Source organism: Paenibacillus sp. FSL H8-0280 (assembly GCF_045040665.1).
In the GTDB taxonomy this organism is placed as follows: domain Bacteria; phylum Bacillota; class Bacilli; order Paenibacillales; family Paenibacillaceae; genus Paenibacillus; species Paenibacillus xylanexedens_A.
Genome location: NZ_CP150296.1, coordinates 3,318,800 through 3,338,789, shown reverse-complemented (window position 1 = coordinate 3,338,789; position 19,990 = coordinate 3,318,800). Strand labels below are relative to the sequence as shown.

Genomic DNA, 19,990 nt, shown 5'->3' with positions numbered 1-19,990 from the left:
TGAACCTGTCCTGTGAACGTTTAGCTTGCAGGACAGGTTCAATCACATAATTTTAATAAGGATGCAATGATATTACGATCTAATCTATATCAATAAAAAACGTTCCCGGCTCGCAAGTGCTAACTGCGAACCGGGAACGTTTGGGTGTGCAAATACAGGCAGTAACTTTTCCCGCTCTGTATGATTCAGATACTTTAATTATTTGGAAACAGAAGAAGTATCATAGGAAGACTGCATAATCTCCAGATATCGATTAATGTTCAGTCCCTCTAGGCCTTTCACATATTCATCCCAATCCTTATCCAGACTTTTGGCGCCTGTAATAAATTGCAGGGCGTTCTGATCGATGTAATCCTTGAGATTGGTCTGCATCATGCTGGCTTCATCAGCTTGGGAAGGATCTACCCACAATGCCCAATGAGGGAAAATCTCTTTCGGTTCCTTGCCCTCCATTAATAATGTCGCCTCATAGAGACGTCGCTCACCACCATCATTGGCATAGATGTCTGTCCCCTGTACTTCGGAGTCCCGATATGCCTGATAATGATTGTACTGACTCAATGCAGCCCAACTGTCATTACGAGGTTCTTCTCCAGAAGGAAGCGGAATGGCTTTATATAACGGCTCAATCTGATCATTGAGCGCCACTTCTCCTTCTTGAGGTTTGCGCCAGCTTACGCCCTCTTCTCCCAGATATGATGCCATGGTTCCTTCCTGGGTATAGAGATAATCCAGCAGCTTTATGGCCGCGATCTGCGTTTCCTCACTGGCTTTGTTTGTCAGTACAAAAGACGCTCCGGGATCAATCGGATAGTTGTACGTAGCATAAGCAGCATGGGGTCCCTTCAATGGAGGGATGGGATTGTAATCATTCCCGTAAGGAGAACCCTCGGCAGTGGTTACGAATAATGATGGATGCATCGCTGCTCCCGCACCGAGAAGCTGTGCATCAGCGTTATCTCCAATTTTTTTGAAGGCCCCGACGTTTTGGGTAAATGCCCCTGGATCAATCAACCCTTCATCGTACAGGGATTTAATATAGGCAAGCCCTTCTTTCCACTCCGGTTTGTTCACTACGGTCTCCACTTTCCCCTGATTGACAATGAGATAATTCCGATCGTCGTCATAGATAAAACCGTTCATCAAGTACGGAATAATGTGCACACCGAAATTTTCAGTCGAACCGCTTAGCGGTACTTCGTCGGCTTTACCGTTCCCGTTCGGGTCTTTCGTTTTAAATGCCCGAAGCATTTCCTTAAATTCTTCTGTCGTCGTGGGTTCGGTCAGGCCCAGTTGTTCCATCCATTTGGTGTTGACCCACATCTTGTTTGGGTATGAACAGTGAAAACATTCATTCAGACCCGTCAGACCATAGATATTTCCGTCAGGAGCAGTGTTCATGGCCCGATAATAGTCATTGCTCTCAAGTACTTTTTTAATATTGGGAGCATGCTCCTCAATCAGATCATTCAGCGGCAAAATAACCCCCTGCTGACCAAACTTCAACAAGTCTGTCTGGGAGAAACGATCTACCCAAGGGATGAGCAGATACAAGTCCGGATAATCACCGGAAGCCAGTGAAATCTGTCTTTTCTCCGCTGCACCGTCGAATGGAACCGTAGTCCAGTTGAACTGAATATCAAACTTCTCTTCCATTTTCTTCGTGAATTTGTTAGTGGACAGGTTGGTATCCGAACCCTGGTGAGCAAACACATTAATGGCCGTCTTGCCTGATGGATCGCTGCCTTCCCCGTTCCCCTTATCAGAACTTGAACATCCGGCAAGTACCAACGAGGTAAACAGCATACAGGCAAGAATGATGAATCCCGCTTTTTTCAATATAATCCTCTCCTTCATGAATAATAGAAAAAATGAACTTATCCTTTAACTGAGCCAATCAGCATACCTTGCACGAAATACCGTTGAACAAAAGGATAGATGATTAGCACCGGCAAGCTGGCCATCACAATTAACGAGTACTTCATGAGTTCAGCCATCTGCTGCTGTTTGATCATTTCCGATGCATCCATGCTCCCCGTACTGCTGTTCAGAATAAGAATGCTGCGTAATATCAGCTGTAGCGGATAGAGCGACTGTGATTTCAGATAGATGAGGGCGTCAAAGTATGCATTCCACTGACCGACAGCGTACATAAGTGACAACACGGCGATAATCGGTTTGGCGAGTGGCAGGATAATACTGAAGATAAACCGGATGTCACTGCAGCCATCGATGTCTGCTGCTTCGGACAATTCTTCCGGTATCGAATTCTGAAAAAAGGTGCGGGCAATGATGACTTGCCATACCCAGACGGCATTGGGAATCAGCAACGCCCAGCGGGTATCAATCAGTCCCATGGTTTTGACCACCAGATAGGTAGGGATCAAGCCGCCTGAGAACAACATGGTGAAGGTAATAAACATCATTAACGAGCTGCGGCCAACAAACGTTTTTTTGGATAATGGATAAGCAATCATAATGGTCAGTGCCACGCTGATGAAGGTGCCGCAGGCTGTATAAAAAAGGGAATTGGCATACCCGGTAAGGACTTGATCATTCCGCAATACAGACTTGTAACCGTCAAACGTCAGGTCAATGGGCCACAACCAGACTTTTCCCGAGGAGACGGCAGCAGGGCTGCTGAGCGAAGAACTCACAATATATATCAAGGGATACAGCACGGCAATCAGCACCACTGTCAACATGAAGTAAACAACCGTTATAAATACGCGGTCTCCCCAGGATTCACGAATCGTACTGCTGCTCTTGATCCGCGAACGACCTGCATTTGTCTGTGTGTTAGGCATGGGTTGATTCTCCTCCTTTCGCTCCCGTTACCATAAGCTTGTATTGGACAGTCGCTTGGCAACCGCGTTTACAATTAATAGCAGAATCAGGTTAATCACCGAGTTGAACAGGCCAACCGCAGTAGCGAAGCTGTAATTGGCATTCAGCAATCCTATTTTATAGACATACGTGGAGATGATCTCCGAAGCAGACAGGTTGAGCGGATTTTGCAGCAAATATATTTTTTCGAACCCAACAGCCATGATATTCCCTACACTCAGGATCAGAATGATGACGGCTGCCGGAAGTAGTCCAGGCAGATCAACATTGATGATTTTCTGTATTCGGTTGGCTCCGTCCACTTTGGCGGCTTCATACAGGGATGGATCAACACCTGCCAGAGCAGCCAGATATATCACAGCGGAGTACCCCATTCCCTGCCACACATCGGAGAATACGTAGATGGATCGAAACAGTCCAGGCTCACCGAGAAAATTCACTGCTTCGAAACCAAGGGCGCCTGCAATCGTGTTGACAATACCCAGCCTAGGAGACAGAAAGAGCATAATGATGGAGACCATAACAACGGTAGAGATGAAATATGGAGCATATGTCACCATTTGTACTGTTTTTTTGAATCGTATGTTTTTGATTTCGTTCAGCGCGAGCGCCAGTAATATAGGAATCGGGAAACCAACGATCAGGCTGTAAAACGAAATGTAGAGTGTGTTCTTGATCAGCATGACAAACGCCGGATTTTTAAAAAGTAATTCGAAATACTTGGTTCCGGCCCACGGACTGCCCCAGATCCCCTTGATGACGTTGTAATCTTTAAATGCCAGGACCGCATTCACCATGGGTACATACTTGAAAATAATAAAGTAAGCAATCGGTGGCAGGATCAGCAGATATAGCTGCCAATGTCGCCTCCAGCTTCTGGATAATGCTTGCTTCAAGGCAAACGCTTTACTTGGTTTCTTCACGGACTTTGATTCACTGGTCATTGTGGTTCTCAGAATCATCCCCCCATTCTTGGCTCCAAATCGTGCTGAACTTCAGCTCAACTTGGTAGCGCTTACTTTTTGAGTAATCATAAGATTGCGCTGGGGATGCGTAAAGGTACAGTTACGCTGAGAAAGTACAAATAGCGAATATAGTTCCCGAGAAACAGCCTACATTAACCGCTATGAACGTCCATTTTCCGAAATACACTCGGAGAAATACCGCGTACTCGCTTGAAAGCTCGGCGGAATGAATGTGCACTGTTATACCCGGTGGCCTCCGCTATCTCGTCAATGGTCTGACCAGTGGAGTGCAACAAGTTCGAGGCAGCATCAATGCGTACCCGTTCTACATAATCGGAAAGATTCTCTCCGGTATGTTCTTTGAACAGTTGGGATATAAACTTCTCGGACTTGCTCATGTGCTCGGCAATCCGATAGATCGTCAAGTTTGCATCCCCATAATGTTGTTGGATAAAACAAATCATTTCGCTTACAGTATCCGCATGTGCTCCTGCTCTTCTTCTCTGGAAATCACCGCAGATGTCTTCCGTTAACCGTTTGAATTTTGCACGCAGCGAAGTAATCGTTTCTGTCATCTGAATGGATGTCACCCGGGTTTTATATTCCTCCAGCAGGGAGGCATCCAACTTGAATTTTGGTTCGTCCAGCTTCAGAAAAGTCCCCTTCAGCTCCATGATGAACTGCTGTGTCATCTCGTAGGACAGTTCCCGCTCCTCTAAATTACGAAAAAACAATTGCTCCAGAATGCGTACCGCCTCTTCAGGCTCCCCGACTTTGATTGTGTTCAGCAGGCGCTGTTCAGACTCAATCGGATAATAGAACATTTCATTTTCCTTCATCGTATCTTCAAATCTCACCAGATGATCTGTTCCCATATGAATGGCATAATCCAGAGCTTGTTTGGCTTCGTCAAAGGAACGCCCTGCATCATTCCAGACCTCGTAAGCTGCACCTGTGCCAATTGTTGTGGATATCCGATGCTCCCGGTAGATCACTTCCATCAAGGTGTTCAGCTCTTTTTCACATCTCCCTATAGCTTCATTCAGTTGGTTCTCATCCAATGGACAGGCAAAAGCGATCTGGTCTGTTCCCCAATCCGTGATCAGCAGCTGCGCATTCCACTCTGTAAGTACCTGTTTGATGAGCAGCCTTGCGACACCCAGTTCATGGATCGTTTCTTCACTGTCCGGATTGGCATATCCGTTTACCTTCACTAAGCCTGCCAAGCCCTTGCTGCTATGAAGAGAAATGTGCGCCTGGGATGAGATAACCTCCAACTCAAGTGAGGTATAGACTTCTCCCGTTAACAAACGTTTGATAAAACCGTCTCTCAATAACGGAATCTGCTCATTCATGGCGTTTTTAAGTGAGTCATTATTAGCAATGAGATTGTTAATATGGCTTGCCAAAAAATCATATTCATTGCCCCGTCTGCCTGGGGAATCGGTGATTTGTTCCCGAAAAGAGGCCAACAATCTGTATACGGGTGCACTATTCCGATAGGCCAGAACCAGCCCGAATAACAGTCCCAAGGCAATGGTTGCCAAAGTAAAGACCAGCGTGACTTGTTTGATTTGGTCCGCTTTTGTCATGAGTGCTTTCTCCGGAATCCCTGCCATGTAATTCCATCCATTTTGACTGGACTGCATCGATATCAGCAGCCGACCATCACTTCCAGGCTGTACATTCTGCACGTTCAGCTCCGTTTCCGCAGCGTTACCTTCTCTCTGGCGACTCTGTGCCATTTGCTCGGCTTCGGCTTGTTCAATGCCATGGGAGAAAATGATCTGCCCTTCCGCATCAGTGACGAGAGTCCAGCCGCCATATTGATCCACAATATTTTGAGTGAGGCTGGCCATCTGATCCTGATCAATCATGACACCAATCGTCGCTTGCGGTTTGTTGAAGCTGTTCAAAGGCAGAGATTGCAGAAACGTAATGGCGGGAACGTCTGCAAGCACAGTGCCGAGTATTTCACGTTTATAGTTTCGAAGCGGTATGATTTCATTAAAGTGTGGTTGTTTGAGAATTTGGTCATGCCATTGTTCAAACGACATACCGTCCAGCTGATTGGCAGCATAATAATGCTCTGGACGATAATACACAGTTCTTGGTGTGATGATGGCATTGTAGTTTGGTATGTGAATGAAGAAATGGGACAAGTAATCATTGGTACTGCTGTACATGGAGAGGCTCCGCTGCATACGGTTCATACCGTAGACATTGTAGAGATCATGCGGCTTTGGCCCAGCAATTAAATTTTGCAAATCGGGATTGACGGCAAGCTGTCTGGTAAAAGCTTCGACTTGAAGAAGATTTCGCTCAATGATCTCTTTGCCAAGACTCAGGGACTTCAAACTGTTCTCAATGGAGCTGGAACGGGCCGCTTCAATGGAAGCTCGGTAAGAGGCATATCCCGCAATTTGAGGAATCATCAGAATGACAAGATACGAAATGAGGAATCGGCGGAACACGGGTGAAAATTTGGACCATAGGAGCTGCATATGTACCCTCCCTTTTTTTATCAAGCGCTTACATTTATCTGTGTTAAGGTAGCTGTTCAATGATACACCGGGCATTTCTTCCTGGTGAAGGTACAACTTCTTCCTTATGGTACATTTACATACTGTAGCGTACAATGCTTGCATGAAAATAATTGTTGGTCTGCGGGTTAGCGCACAAATATAGTTGTATTTTACCTTCGCATGACATCCATCACAAAGTATCAAAAATAAACGCAAAAAACCTCCCCAAGACATGGAATGACTTGGGGAGGTTTTTGTTTAATGTTGTGCTTATTAATTGCTAACGGCAACAAATTTCCATTGTTGGTTTGTAGCACCTGTGTAGGTGTTCTGCTGCAGCAAGGCTCCATCCGAAGTGGAAGCGTTTGCCACTTCAATCGCTTTATTGCTGTTCACGTTGATGATACTCCAGTACCCGTTACCAAGATCGTTGACCTTAAAATGCTGAGCGGTTGTGTTCAGATTGCTCATGAGTTGAACCGCTTCCCCATTGGTGAGGGTACCGTTGCGAATATCGATGACTTTGTCCGGTGAGTTCACACTTGTCAGTGTATAGTTGCCGCTGCCGATCGAGGTCAGAACCCACTTCTGAGGGTTACCGCCCAGATCACTCCACTGCTGGAGCTGAAGATTATTTTCATTTTGACCACCAGGAACATCAACAACTTTGTTGGAATGCCGGGCTACGATTTTATAAGTTGCACCGGATACAAGACCCGTTGTGGGTCCGCCGCCTTGTCCACTGCCCGGGTAAGTCTGAGCACGTTCATGGTACCAGTTGAACAGGAATCGTCCCATGGCACTCCGTGAAGCATCTCCATCCCATTTCAGTCCAGCCGTTGGGTCGGCAAAGGAGCTTCGTGGTCCTTCACTTAGAATGAATCCGTTCATATGAGCTGCAATGCTGACATTACCTGATGCGTTGAAAATCGTTTTGGTATTGGTGCCAAAACCTTCATTGCTACCATTAAACAAGTTCCAATAGGCCGAATCGCCAGGTTTGTTTTTGAACCAGGTTACCTCGGTAATATTAATCGGATATTTGTCAGCAGCTGCCTTCACGTTGGTATTCCACTGGTCTTGCAGGATAGAGAAGTTGTCATATGCGCCATAACCAGGGTACCAGTGAACCGCATATCCATAGTTATTGAGCGGATCAGTCAATGGATGGCTTGCCGTCAAGCTGTAAAATTGGTTGTATCCCAGACCTGCCGCCCAGATGACGTTGTCCGCACCTTTGCTACGAATTGTTGAAATCATGGAATTTTGGAAATTACGCAAGTCATTCCAGTGATCCACAAAGTCATTTTCCCCGTTGTATCCACCCCAATGTCCATTGGCATAGGATTTCACCGGTTCGTTGATCAGTTCGAAGTGAACGTTGTCTGCACTTTTGATCTCCGGGCGTGAAGCGAGATAACCCCAGATTTCGTTGAATTTTTGCAGGTTGGCAGGTGTTGTTGCCTGATCATCCTTCAGTGTGAAGTCCAGTCCCAGGACAACATAGACACCTTTTGTTTTGGCATATTGAATGTACGGAATAATTACATTTTGCGTAACGGTCTGCACACCGGCAAAGTTATATGTACCAGCAGCCACATCTCCCATGTCCTGACGATCGATGAACAGACGCACCTGATTCATATTCCAGCCATGATTGCTTCCGTACTTCGCGCTGGTGTCAGCAAAAGTATCGGTAATGTCTTTCAGATAAGCCAGTGTAGCTGCATGACGGTTATTGCCGTGCAGATTGAGATAATAATTGCTGTCCTGATATGTCCAGTAGGCACCTGAGGGTTGATGCCAACCGTTCAGTAGCACAGGCTGGTTGTTGCTGTTCACCAGGTTTTTGCCGTTTACGTGCAGCTTGCCCATCGGCATGCCCACCCATGCTTCGGCACGGCTGCCTCCCCATGGAGCAATTGTGATCAATAAAGCCAGAATGAGTACAAGTTTACAAGATGTCATGAACTTCTTCACTTTAATTCCTCCTGATCTGATATATTGCCTTGCAATCGCGAGTATGCTCCGTCAGAGTATCTCTGATCAAACAGATCGCTCAGGTCGGCGCCCGCTCCCGCAGCCCGTTCCACACCAGTAGGGGGATCCTGCGCAGGGAAGGATCCCGGTTCTGCTGTGAGCAGACGTTCATGAGATCGTTACATGCCCCCTTTTCACAGATGGAATGTTGCATGAAGTTCCTCCTCCCTCTTCCAGTCTGATCCCACTCCTAACGTACAGAAGAACTTAACTTAACCGACGATTCCCGTACGCTCTACACTCTCTACGAAATATCGTTGCACAAACAAATAGATGATGATCAAAGGCAGAATGGCAAGAAGAATTCCTGTATCTTGGATCATGCTCAAATAGAACGGATCGGCCTGGGAAGCTGCACCGTCAGTAACCTGCTGGGCCAGATTATACGGAAGGGACGATAACTGAGTCGACATGACTTTACTTGAAGTCAGATAAGTCGTCGTATAAAAGCTGTCGTTCCACTGCCATACGAAGGAAAACAGCATGACTGTTACCATGGACGGAATGGCATTGGGCAGCATGATTCTTGAAAATGTTCGTCCGATGCCCGCGCCGTCCACATAGGCCGCTTCCTCCACTTCCTTCGGAATACCTCTGAAGAATTGCCGGAAGATAAAGATGTACAAGCCGGCCTTAAGTGAATTGGCCGTAATCGCCGTCAGAATAAACGGCCAATTGGTATTAAGCAAATTAACAGGTTTGCCGGCTATAAGCGTCATAAGCCCCATGAGATCAAAGCTTTTCAGATTCAGGTATACCGGAATGAGAATGGTCGTTGGCGGTACAAGAATCGTCAGAATTACACCAGCAAACAACCAGTTGCTTCCCCTGAATTTCAGTCTGGCGAATCCGTATCCTGCAAGTGCACAGGATGCTGTAGTCAACAGTGTAGTCGTTGCAGACAGGGCAAACGTATTAAACAGCGTTGCCCAGTAATCCATTACGCGTATCGCCTCTTTGAAATTGTCGATGGAGAAGTTCTGTGGAATCCACACCACCACTGCCGAATACAGATCACCTTTAGCTTTGATGGATGTGGAAACCTTCTGAAATATGGGAAACAGGATAACGAAGGAAAGCCCGGTAATCAGAACGAATCGGATCATGGCCCACAGCCAGCCTTTCCAATGCTCCAGCGATAATAATCGTGATGTTGTCACGTGGGACACCCTCCTTTCTAATCTTGATAGAAGACTCGCTTCGAGAAAATGATGTTTACGATAACCAGAATGATGGCAATGGCCAGAAAGTAGACCCATGCCATGGCAGAACTTAATCCAAAGTCAAATTTGACGAAGCCGGTATCCCGGATCAGTTCCGTCATGGCGTTATTGGCAAACGAATCAATGATTGTATAGATCGCATTGACAAAAATAAGCGGGCTGACCATTGGGAACGTAATTTTCCAAAAGGCTTCATAACCCGTTGCCCCTTCCATCTTCGAAGCCTCATACAGTTGAGGGGAAATCGTCTGGATCCCTGCCAAAAAGATCAAAATCTGTACACCGGATTGACTGACGATCTGATAGATCCGATCTACGGCGCTACTCAGATACGTAACGATCCAATCGCTCACTCCGGCGTTAACCATCAGATTTTCGAGTTCAAATGTCCCGAGTGAGCTTCCACCTGTGCTGCTCTGATTAACCGCTTCAATCAGGCTGGTGCTCTCCAGTGTCATAATCACTCCCGATGCCAGAATAACGGGCAGGAAAAAGATCGACCGCGCTACAGCCCGGCCCCTGAACTTCTGATTCAGGATGACGGCAAGGAACAGACTGAATATAACGATAAGCGGTACGTTGATGAGTACGTCTGTGATCGCCTCAATTAACGCACGGTTAAAGCTTGTATTGACGGTCAGCGCCTGAATGTAATTGGCAACACCGTTGAACTGAATTGCTATGCCTTCCGCGTTAGCTTGAATTGTACTCATGCTGTATCGCAGAGAGGCTAATAGCGGGATGAAGAAAAACAACACAAAACCAATGAGCCAGGGAAGCACGTAGATTACGCCCCACATGGCTTTCTGCTGAGCATACGTACGACTTCCCCATTTCCATTTCAGGAGCGTCTTCAGAGCTGCTCACCACCAGTCACATAGCTTTGGGCTTCCACTGTATCGTTGTTAACTTCTACAGGGAAGTCGTTATAATTGACGATTACGAACCCGCCACCTTCATATGTTGTCCGGAAGACGCCCTCCTCCAGGGATTCATGAGATATCATGGAACGTCCGGCAAACGGTTGGTTCACCTGGTTCACCTCGTTGTAGATCTCGGCAGCCAGATCGATCCATTGTTCATAATTCGCCGCGTAGAGATCATCATAATCCGTTTCTTTCACAACATGGTTTGGCGCATTGAACCATGCAAAGTAAGGGCTGGCTCCATATTCAATCAGCTTCAGCACATATTGCCTTGCATTGGTGTATGTGGAGAGATTGTATGGCGTCCCCGTATAACCGATGCTGCCGTGTACAACGAGCTGATAGAACGGAATCTCTTCATCCTCCAGCTTGAAACGACTGCTAGTCATTGGCGCATCTGTCAGACCAGTTACATACGGCAGGGCATAAGCGTTCCCGCCTTCAGCAACAAGCGATCCAGCCTGCTGCCCGATCTGTTCAAGTGCCTTCTTTACGGAGCCAAGCGCTTGTGTTCGGTCCACCAGCTTTTTCGGATTCATATCGCTGTTTAACTGAGCTGCCAGATCATTCAGGCTTAGTGACAGTCCATCCTTTTGAAGGGACCTCAGCTCATCTAACATGTCTGCCGTCACGTCCTCCAGCATGTTGGGCGAAAGCACATAGGATGGTGAACGATCCCGGTCCCGCCGCTGGATGGCCTGGTTCATCGGATATAAGACTGCCGGTTCCTGAGTTAATGTGCGTGAAGCTTCTTTGGACGGTTTAAACCCTTTTTTGGATTGCACATTCAGCAGAGCGATATCGGGATAGAAACCGATGTCCGCTTCTTGTGTATATGCGCTGAATTCCCGCAATCCCTTTTTCCCGCCTACCGCGCCGTCTACTTGGATGGAATCCGGCAGTCGATGATGAAGTCCGCCGTTAAGCCATCCCGCATAACGCACCTGAATATTGGATACCTTCTTCTCCGTCAAGGCGGAGAGAATGTTTTTAGCTTCATCAAACGTGGTCAAAGCCTCCGTTGAATCATACGGTATGCCCAGCATATGCTGCCTTGTTGTCATGCCACCGAACAGTTGCAGATAAAAGGGAACGTCACTCTGCTCCTTGCTGGCATTCAGCTCGGGAAGTCCGCCGTTTTGCACCAGATAATCCCGATAGAGAGATGCAAGCCCTGAGTACGAGGCTTTATCCGCCCCCACAAAAGCATATCGAACGACGAAGTCGGACGCGGTCGGTTTCTTCTGGAATTTCGGAAGTGTACGAACCATATCACTTGCCTGAAGCGTCACATCGCTCTTGTTCACGACATAGAAGCTGGGATATACGTTGTTGTAGCTGTTCAGTTTGCCGCTGATATCGGCATTCACAACTGCAACGGCATCCCCTTCTTCAATAATGCCCAGGAAAGCTCCCTCTTTCCGAATCAGTCCAAATACCGGCAACCTGGCTCTGGCTTCATTCGAACTTGCTTCCCGTAGTTTCATGGTCATATCCGGTCCGTATATATCTTGTTGATAGGCAGGATACTGCAGCTTGCCATTGTTAAAATGGATCAGCGCTCCCGAACCGTCCGGCACCAGTATGGTGCCCTCTTCTTCTGAACCCCCGGCCCCGAAATAATCCATTACAGATATGCTGTTGATCGGATATTCCTCCGGAAAATGAATACCTGAGGACGGAACACGTACAAGCAAATCCTCTCCATCCAGCTCATATTCCATCGTAAGCATAAACAGCCGTGGTCCACTTCGTTCCTCTTCAATGCCAAACTCGGCATGATCCTGAGCCAGATCCTCCGATGTGTAACCGGCTGTGTCAAAAGCCTTTAGTGCCCGGGACAATTGCAATCCTTGCATCGCCTTATCAATACGGACGTAAGCGCCTTCATCCTTGTCTTCCGCATAGCCGACCTTCAAGGCCCGCTGCCCGGCCTTGTCTAGCTGTGCAAGCAGCTTTTGTTCAAATCGCTCCTTACTGATCTTCATCGGCAAGTCTTCTATGGATCGCTCAGTGCTTCCAAACTGGTAGTGGACCCGCACGCCGCTTGGCAGCACCTCGTAGCTTATCTGCTTGTGTGCAACACTATCCGTGAAGGAATTCACGGTGCTGCTCTGTCCGAGGCTGTTGAAGAAGCTGAGCTTCGTTTGTGATGACAACAGGTCTTTGTTTATCCCGGCTGCAACCCCATCCTGCTCACGATCTGCAGGATTGCTGCGCCAGATCTGGCCGCTCTGCGTGTGAATCACTGCAATTTCGGCAGTCTCTTCGTTAATGAACAACTGCAGCGCAGCATTCTGCGCAATGCCTACCATGCCGGGAAGGCGGACATCGCTGAAAGATGATTTCAGTTTCTCTCCGGGAGGCAGGGAGGGAAAGTCCGTTAGATCAGCGGCAGTCACTGTCTCGTGAGCGAGCGGTTTTGGCGAGAATTGACAACCGCCAAGAAGCAGACTGCCCACGAGCAGCATTCCTGTTATTTTTTTGGCTACGGTATAATTCATAACAATTTCCTCCTCCCTTAGCCCCGAAGCACTAATTCCTGATAGATGGTTACGACAAATGATACAATTTGCTGTACAAGACTAAAGAATAACAGGCACAGAAATGCCATAAACGCCATCGCTACAAGTGTCAGCAGCATCGTGAGCACCGTTTTGGCTGGTGTGTACTGATGAACCGTCATATTCCCCACAAATAACAGATATACCGTCCATGCAACGGCGAGTGCATTGGAGAAATAATAAAAGGCAGTTTCCTGCGCAGAGATCACAAGACTCAGCCAGATCCATGGAAAATGAATGAGTAACAACGGTACCAGTGCAAAACACGTTGACATGAAAATTTCGGAGAACTTGCCTTCCCCGTCCATCAATGTGGTTAACGACCAGTTGGCCACACACCAAAACAGTACCGGTATAATGACATATAACATTTCGAGCAGACTGTTCAGGTACTTTGGATTACTGAGATTAATGAGAAAACCGCTGTACTGGGCATGCAAAATTTTGGTGATGACCAAAAGCACCAGGATCATGAAAGCAATCAGCAGTGAGTTTCTCTGGTTCCGTTCATATTTCAGTTCCCAGTATCCGTCAAACGGATGAAAAATCAGATGCAGCGGGTACTGATATAGTTGCTTACTTGATGCCTGCATTCGTAGTCCTCCTTTTCTGCCTGCGAACGATGATGACGGTGACAATCGCAGCGACAGCCAGGAATATACCGGACATCATCCATGAAAAATGCTCACGCATCAGCTCTTTGCGGTACAAAAGAAAAGCTTTGGAATACCCTTTGGGCTCCATGCTGCGCTTGAAATATTTCGCAGACTCGGCGTATTCCTTCTGACGAAGCAATGCTTTGCCAATTCCTGCATACGCATATTCCAAGTTAGCGTTCATCTCGGCAGCTTGGGCAAACAGCACCGAAGATTGATCTTCATCACCGTTATAGTAGCTGCGCACCGCTTCGTGGATTGTACGTCCGTATTCAGTTGTTTGAAAGACGGTGATTTCACCCAGCGCTTTATCCAGAACTAACATCCGGTCTCCCGCACGTTCCAGGGCAACAGGTGTATTAAATTGGCCAAGCCGGTTCCCGATGCCCCCATAAATATGGAGCAGATATCCGTCTCCATTGTAGGTAAAGATTCGGCCCTTGCTGGAATCCAGTACGGAATACATGTCACTGTCACCCACATCCACATCAATCAGGCGGGATGGCCCTGCTTCCTGGGTATACAGCAAATCACCCTGCGGAGTCTGATAACCTTCTCTGCGCAAAATGTCTGTACCCTGGGCATTCAGCTTTTTGACCGGATCCTTGCCGCGATCCCCGCTAGTGGCGTAGATGAAGCCCTCTTCATCCATATCCAGATTGGTAAATTCCGTTGGAGTGAACATCACCATCTGGCTCCGCTGCTCCCGTGTTGCAAACCGTTTCCACAGATATTCCACCGGGTCCACCTGAACTCTGTTCGCTCCAATGAAGGAAGAGAACGTACCATCGGCGCTGAACTCCATGAATCCATCAAATACGCCTTCAGCCATGACGTAGATACGCTCCCCCTTGTCCATAACAATCCGCATCGGTTTAAACTGGAAGTCTTCTTTAAGCAGATCCGATTTTGGTTCAGACACGATCTTGACCAGCTTCCCCTGTTCATCCAGATGCACCACCCGGTGATTATCCGAATCAGCAACCAGCAGATGGCCTTTTTCCGTGACGTACAATCCCTGTGGATTTTTAAAATGATCTTCCTTGCCTTCCTGCTCAAATGAATCAATCGTCCGTACCAGCTTGAAGTTGCGATCCATCTCAATGATGCGGCCATTGCCCGAATCGAGCACAAAGACGTGCTGATTGGCGGTAACATGCATGTCACTTGGCTCTTTCATAGGAGTTGTGTTCAGCTTCTTGCCGGTGATAATGGTTGTTGCCTCATATGCCGCGGGTGAAGGAACTGCGTCACCCCAGAAGGAATAATGATACGCATCCGTTTTACCGTCTGCACTCACATAGGGCGCCTCTTGAACGAACAACAGGAGGCAGATCATGCCCATGATGATCGATTTACGTTTTTTCCATGTGCTTCTCCGCACCTCGCTGCCTCCTTTCTATTCTTTCATGCCCGAAGTGGCCATCGTCTGCATAACACTGCTCTGAGAGATGATAAACAGAGTGATCGGTACAATCATCAGCAGCAAAGCAACAGCCGCACCTACACCGGCTCTTGCAATCCCTCCCTGCACAATCTGACTGAGCGCATAATGCAGCGTTTTGAGATTTTCACTGTAAATGAAGCTCCCGCCATCCGTTCCCCATAACGCTGGAAACTGCAGGATCATGAGCGTGAGCCATGCCGGCTTCACATTGGGCATCACGATGCTCCAGAATATCCGGTATTCATTAGCCCCGTCGATTTTGGCTGCCTCCAGCAAAGCATCGGGAATCTGCTCCATGAACTGTTTCATCAGGAAAAGTCCCAGCGAGAACGCAAGTGATGGCACAATAATGGACGCATGAGTGTTAATCCAGCCAAGCCAGGACATGACCATGTAGTTCGGAATCGCCGTAACATGCGGCGAGAACATCAGGGACAGAATGACAATGGTGAACAACACTTTGGAACCGGGAAAACGATACTTCGCCAGCGGATAAGCCGCTGCAGATGCAAGAAGAATATGCCCCGCTGTGCCAAGTATCGTAATGAGCAATGTGTTGGCAATATAGCGGGATAACGGCACCCACGAATTGCCCATGAGGTTGATCAGATCGGCAAAATTCTCCGTTGTCGGATTGTTCACCCAGAAGCGCGGCGGGAAAATAAACAGCTCATCCAGCGGCTTGAATGCATTGTTGACAGCATAGATGAGCGGAAGCACCATAAAGGAGCCGAACACACCCAGCAATGCAAATAACATCAGGCTGACGGTAAATGACCGATTAAGCCTTTTTGGCATGCCAAACACGGCACGTACTTTGCTGGTCATCGTCATTCACCTATCTTTCTAAGCATTTTTTGCGTGAAAACGTTTGTACCCAGCATCAGGGCAAACAGAACCGTTGCAATGGCCGAGGCATAACCCATCTCGAAACGAATGGTTCCGAAGTCCATCAGATGTGTGACAACTGTGTGTGCCGCATAGTTTACGCTCGGGAAACCTGCCAGTGCGATGGAGATCTCAGCTACGGCGAAGGAAGCGGTAATCTGCATTACCGCACCAAACATCAGCTGCGGTCTCATCGAAGGCAAGGTGATGTACCAGAGCTCCTGCCAGCGGTTTTTGATCCCGTCTACGGTTCCTGCTTCAACCAGAGAACGATCAATGGTTTGCAGTCCTGCAATAAAGGCCAGGAAGCTGGTTCCCAGGCTCAGCCACAGCTGTACAATAATGACGATTGCCAGTACATACTTCTCATCTGCGAGCCATTGGATCGGTTCCAGTACGACGCCAAGGCGCATCAGGAAGCCGTTCATATACCCGTAGCTGTCACCAGAGAAGATGATCAGCCAGATGAAAAAGACGTTGCCCGATATGGATGGAGCATAGAAAACCAGCGTCATGACCGCCCGAATTTTAGGAGACAGCTCATTGATGATCCACGCAAACAAAAAGCAGGCAATATAACTGATAGGGCCTGTAATTACGGCAAAAAGGAGCGTGTTTTTGAGCGCGATCAGAAATACGTCATCGTTCAGGAAAAGCCGGGAATAGTTCTGCCAGCCGACAAATCGCGGCAGCTCCAGCATATTGAAGTGAAAAAAGCTGAGCCCGAGTGAAATGCCGACCGGAATGACAGTAAACATGAAAAAAATCAGCATAAACGGTGCCATCAATACATAATAATGCCTGCTGAGATACAGATCCCGCTTCAATAGGGACCACCAGCCGACCTGGCGGGTATGGACGGCAGGAGCGGCGGCTGTCTTGGTAGTTTTAGCTTGCAACCGTTACCCTCCCTTTCCTCTATTTCAGATTAAATTCCTTGCGTTTCAACTCTATTTCATCGTCAATGTACAAGACATAGTCCGATAAAGCTTCACGCGGATTTTCATTTGCATTGACCACCTTACGGAAGGCGTTGTCCAGATGTCGTCCCGTGAAATAACCTCCAGGAAGCTGCGGGATTCCCTGTACCCATTCCCATTGTTTCTCGAGATTTTGATAATCCTTCACAGGCCAAGGCAATTGCTTCAAGGCTTCGATATTGGCCGTAGGGTAACGGGCAGCCGCTCCCATAAGACCTTCCATTTCTCTCCCGTATTCAATCTGGGTCTGATCATCAGTCCACCACTTCATGAACTTCCACGCCGCTTCCTTGTTGTCAGCATTTTCGAGCATCATCACCGCGCTCGTAGCGCTGGCCACTTCATGCCTTATGGACCCATCCGGAAGCTGTGTACCCGGAACAATCGTAAAGTCCCAGAGATTGCGGATTTCCGGAGCCATAACCGTCAGCATGTTATACGTGGTGTAATCAGCAATTCCGATCGGCATTTCCCCGGTACGGAACCGGTTCGGAAAGTCGGCTTTGAGCGGAAACTTGTAATTGGTATAAAATTGCGTCCAGCGTTTGAACGCGTCCATTGAAATCTCCGAATCCAGTGCACTTTTCTTCTGGTCTTCGGTGTAGAACGTTCCGTCATTCTGATATAACAACATGGCAAAGGTTGAATTCGGAACCAGGTTGGCATTGTTCAGCGTATCCTCTATCGGCAGATAAAACTCCATGTTATGCTTCTGCAGCACGGCGATGGCGTTATATACGTCTTGCCACGTTTTCGGCGGTTCGAGGCCCAGTTCATTCAGAATATCTTTGCGGTAAAAGAGCATTGGAAAATGCTGCTGCTCCGGAAGGGCATATACCCCGTCGTTGTATCGGTAAGGCGTCAATCCGCTTTCGCGGAACCTGCCCGAAATTTCCTCGAAATCGGGGAACTGGCTCAGATCCGCTGTTGCATTCCTCATCGCATAGTTCACCGGAATGTCTTCGCCCATCTGCATGGCTACATCCGGTCCTTCCCCCGAAAGTGTTGCGGGCAGCAAAATATTAGGCGGAACGAGACGTAACTGCACGGACACATCCGTATCCGGGGTAAACGAATCGTCGATCATGCCTTTCAGTACTTGGGCTTGATCTCGTCCGGTCGTGATCCATACGGTGATGGCATCCTTCTTTTGTTCCACGTTGCCAATGCTGTCGTAATCTTCGGTATACGAGGCAACATACGCGCCCAGTTCGTGCTTCACCTGTTGGACGGTGCTCGCTTCCGCTTTTGGCAGCGCTTCACCCGGCGGAGATACGACAAGGTAATCCAACGTAATCGGCTGTTCACGTACCGATAGAATCCATGTGCCGAGACCACCTACGTTAATTTTGAACGTATCCAGCCGTTTGGGAACCGTCTCTGGTCTGGCCGCCATATCTTCAAGCTGCAATACCATGGCGTGAAGTACGGCCACTTTGTCACTTTGCTCACCCGTGGCCTTTTCCAGGTAATCTGCAACCGAGCGCAAGGTGTCAGCTTGTCGTTCAAACACCTCCGTCATCTCCGGAATACGGCGTTCCAACTGGTAATCCCGCAGTGGGTCCGGACTGTTGGAGGTGATCATTAATATTTTGCGATACATCTCATTCAGTTCCAACACGCTGGATTCCACGGTCCGAAGCAGCGGAGCGATGTCGCCAAGTGTAACCGTCATTCGGATTCGATGTTTTCCTTTTTCCAGATGAAACTGATATGGCTGTTCTTCTCCCGAACCCAACACCTGAGTTTGCCAAGCCGGGCTGTAGTTAAATCGAATGCGTTTCAGTTCCTTAAACGGAACTTCGCCGTTAATCGTCAGACTGCGGGTGGCATAGATGCCACGCAATTGATCCTGCTTCACCTTAAGCGCCAGTTGATACAGTCCGTCTTCAGGCACGTCAATTTCCCATTCAATCCATTCACCCGGCAGTTTCCAGTTAATGCCCCCGATGGCGTTCATCCGAATTTTCGATACATTATAAGGCTCGAGTGAAGGACTTGATCGGTCCGAGATTGGTGCCAGTGTAGGAGATGATTTGCTAACAGCTTCCTCCCCCTGAACTTTCAACATCACAGGAGCAGATTGTTTCAAGCCGAGTGAGGCATAGGTTTGCTCCAGCTCTGCATAGGAAGGAACTTCGCTTTCTTGATATAGCTCAATATAATCGATCGCCATGCTTTCTCTTAATGAAGTGAGCGATAACTTCTGACTGCCTTTTTCAAAATAAAACTGAAACGGTTCCTCGAAGTACCCTGCGCTGTCCTTGAAGGAAGTCAGTTGCCATTCGGGCTGCTCCACTTGTCTTGGTCTAAGCTCGTTGCCACGATCGTCCTGCCGGACGTTATCCTCGCGATTCCCCCATACCCTGTCAAACAGAAGAATATCGGCCCCTCTGAACGGGACCTTACCATTAAGCTCAAGCCTGCGTTCGATCCCAGAGCTTTTGCCTTCTACGGGATAATAGTGAATGCGAATGTTGTACAAACCGCTCACTTGAACGGGAACATCCCAGCGAATGGTTCCAGTTTCCGGCGTAATTACGGCATTTCCGTCTAATCCGGCGTACCCTTGCACAACCTCAAATTCCCCATCCTCTGCCTGAACATAAGATTCGCCTTCGATGCGTACAATTTCATCCGGTTTGGCCGTATTGTCATGAGCAGTCAGATAATGCTCATAACTGAATGAATCCTCGGTTCCCGATACCGCCTCAAAGTCCTCAAGCGCATGTACCGTTCCCGGATTACGATCCCGCGATGGATATAGTGTCCATATGGAGAGCACCAAGGCCAGGACAAGCACCAGGATTAGTCCCTTTTTCTTACGTGACCGCATGTTTGAATGTATCCCCTTTCCTGTAAGCGTTGAGAGAACTGAACGATTGACTAACCCGGACAGACCGCACCATCACTGGTGCGTTCTGCCCGT

13 protein-coding genes are annotated in these 19,990 nt (G+C 48.0%); all 13 read right to left on the bottom strand.

Going from position 1 to position 19,990, the window contains the following annotated elements; genetic code table 11:
* Positions 1-198 precede the first annotated feature (198 nt).
* The 13 genes from MHI12_RS14850 to MHI12_RS14790 all read right to left on the bottom strand — a co-directional run bounded on the left by MHI12_RS14850 (position 199) and on the right by MHI12_RS14790 (position 19,897).
* Entirely contained in the window at positions 199-1,857 is a 1,659-nt protein-coding gene (locus MHI12_RS14850; RefSeq protein ID WP_100526248.1) for an ABC transporter substrate-binding protein, read from the bottom strand.
* Positions 1,858-1,877: 20 nt separating this feature from the next.
* Entirely contained in the window at positions 1,878-2,807 is a 930-nt protein-coding gene (locus MHI12_RS14845; protein WP_036615892.1) for a carbohydrate ABC transporter permease, read from the bottom strand.
* A gap of 27 nt (positions 2,808-2,834) precedes the next feature.
* Positions 2,835-3,689, bottom strand: coding sequence for a sugar ABC transporter permease (locus MHI12_RS14840; protein WP_036671100.1), 855 nt, complete (start codon positions 3,687-3,689; stop codon positions 2,835-2,837).
* 275 nt (positions 3,690-3,964) lie between these two features.
* Entirely contained in the window at positions 3,965-6,316 is a 2,352-nt protein-coding gene (locus MHI12_RS14835) for a helix-turn-helix domain-containing protein (protein WP_405172815.1), read from the bottom strand.
* Positions 6,317-6,610: 294 nt separating this feature from the next.
* Positions 6,611-8,317, bottom strand: coding sequence for an RICIN domain-containing protein (locus MHI12_RS14830; RefSeq protein ID WP_047842959.1), 1,707 nt, complete (start codon positions 8,315-8,317; stop codon positions 6,611-6,613).
* A 272-nt stretch (positions 8,318-8,589) separates the two neighbouring features.
* Positions 8,590-9,537 (bottom strand): carbohydrate ABC transporter permease, encoded by a 948-nt coding sequence (locus tag MHI12_RS14825; protein WP_405172814.1) that lies wholly within the window; start codon positions 9,535-9,537, stop codon positions 8,590-8,592.
* Positions 9,538-9,554: 17 nt separating this feature from the next.
* A complete protein-coding gene (locus MHI12_RS14820; RefSeq protein WP_082219083.1) occupies positions 9,555-10,400 on the bottom strand; it encodes a carbohydrate ABC transporter permease in 846 nt (281 codons plus the stop codon).
* Positions 10,401-10,453: 53 nt separating this feature from the next.
* On the bottom strand, positions 10,454-13,030 hold the full coding sequence (locus tag MHI12_RS14815) for a DUF5696 domain-containing protein (protein ID WP_405172813.1): 2,577 nt from the start codon (positions 13,028-13,030) through the stop codon (positions 10,454-10,456).
* Positions 13,031-13,047: 17 nt separating this feature from the next.
* Positions 13,048-13,683 (bottom strand): YIP1 family protein, encoded by a 636-nt coding sequence (locus tag MHI12_RS14810; protein WP_036670948.1) that lies wholly within the window; start codon positions 13,681-13,683, stop codon positions 13,048-13,050.
* On the bottom strand, positions 13,667-15,130 hold the full coding sequence (locus MHI12_RS14805; RefSeq protein WP_405172812.1) for a hypothetical protein: 1,464 nt from the start codon (positions 15,128-15,130) through the stop codon (positions 13,667-13,669). The genes MHI12_RS14810 and MHI12_RS14805 overlap by 17 nt, the downstream gene beginning before the upstream one ends.
* 15 nt (positions 15,131-15,145) lie before the next feature.
* Entirely contained in the window at positions 15,146-16,021 is an 876-nt protein-coding gene (locus MHI12_RS14800; RefSeq protein WP_026081082.1) for a carbohydrate ABC transporter permease, read from the bottom strand.
* 2 nt (positions 16,022-16,023) lie between these two features.
* Positions 16,024-16,980 (bottom strand): carbohydrate ABC transporter permease, encoded by a 957-nt coding sequence (locus MHI12_RS14795; RefSeq protein WP_124114701.1) that lies wholly within the window; start codon positions 16,978-16,980, stop codon positions 16,024-16,026.
* 19 nt (positions 16,981-16,999) lie between these two features.
* Complete coding sequence (locus MHI12_RS14790; RefSeq protein ID WP_405172811.1) at positions 17,000-19,897, bottom strand: extracellular solute-binding protein; 2,898 nt, start codon at positions 19,895-19,897, stop codon at positions 17,000-17,002.
* Positions 19,898-19,990 lie beyond the last annotated feature (93 nt).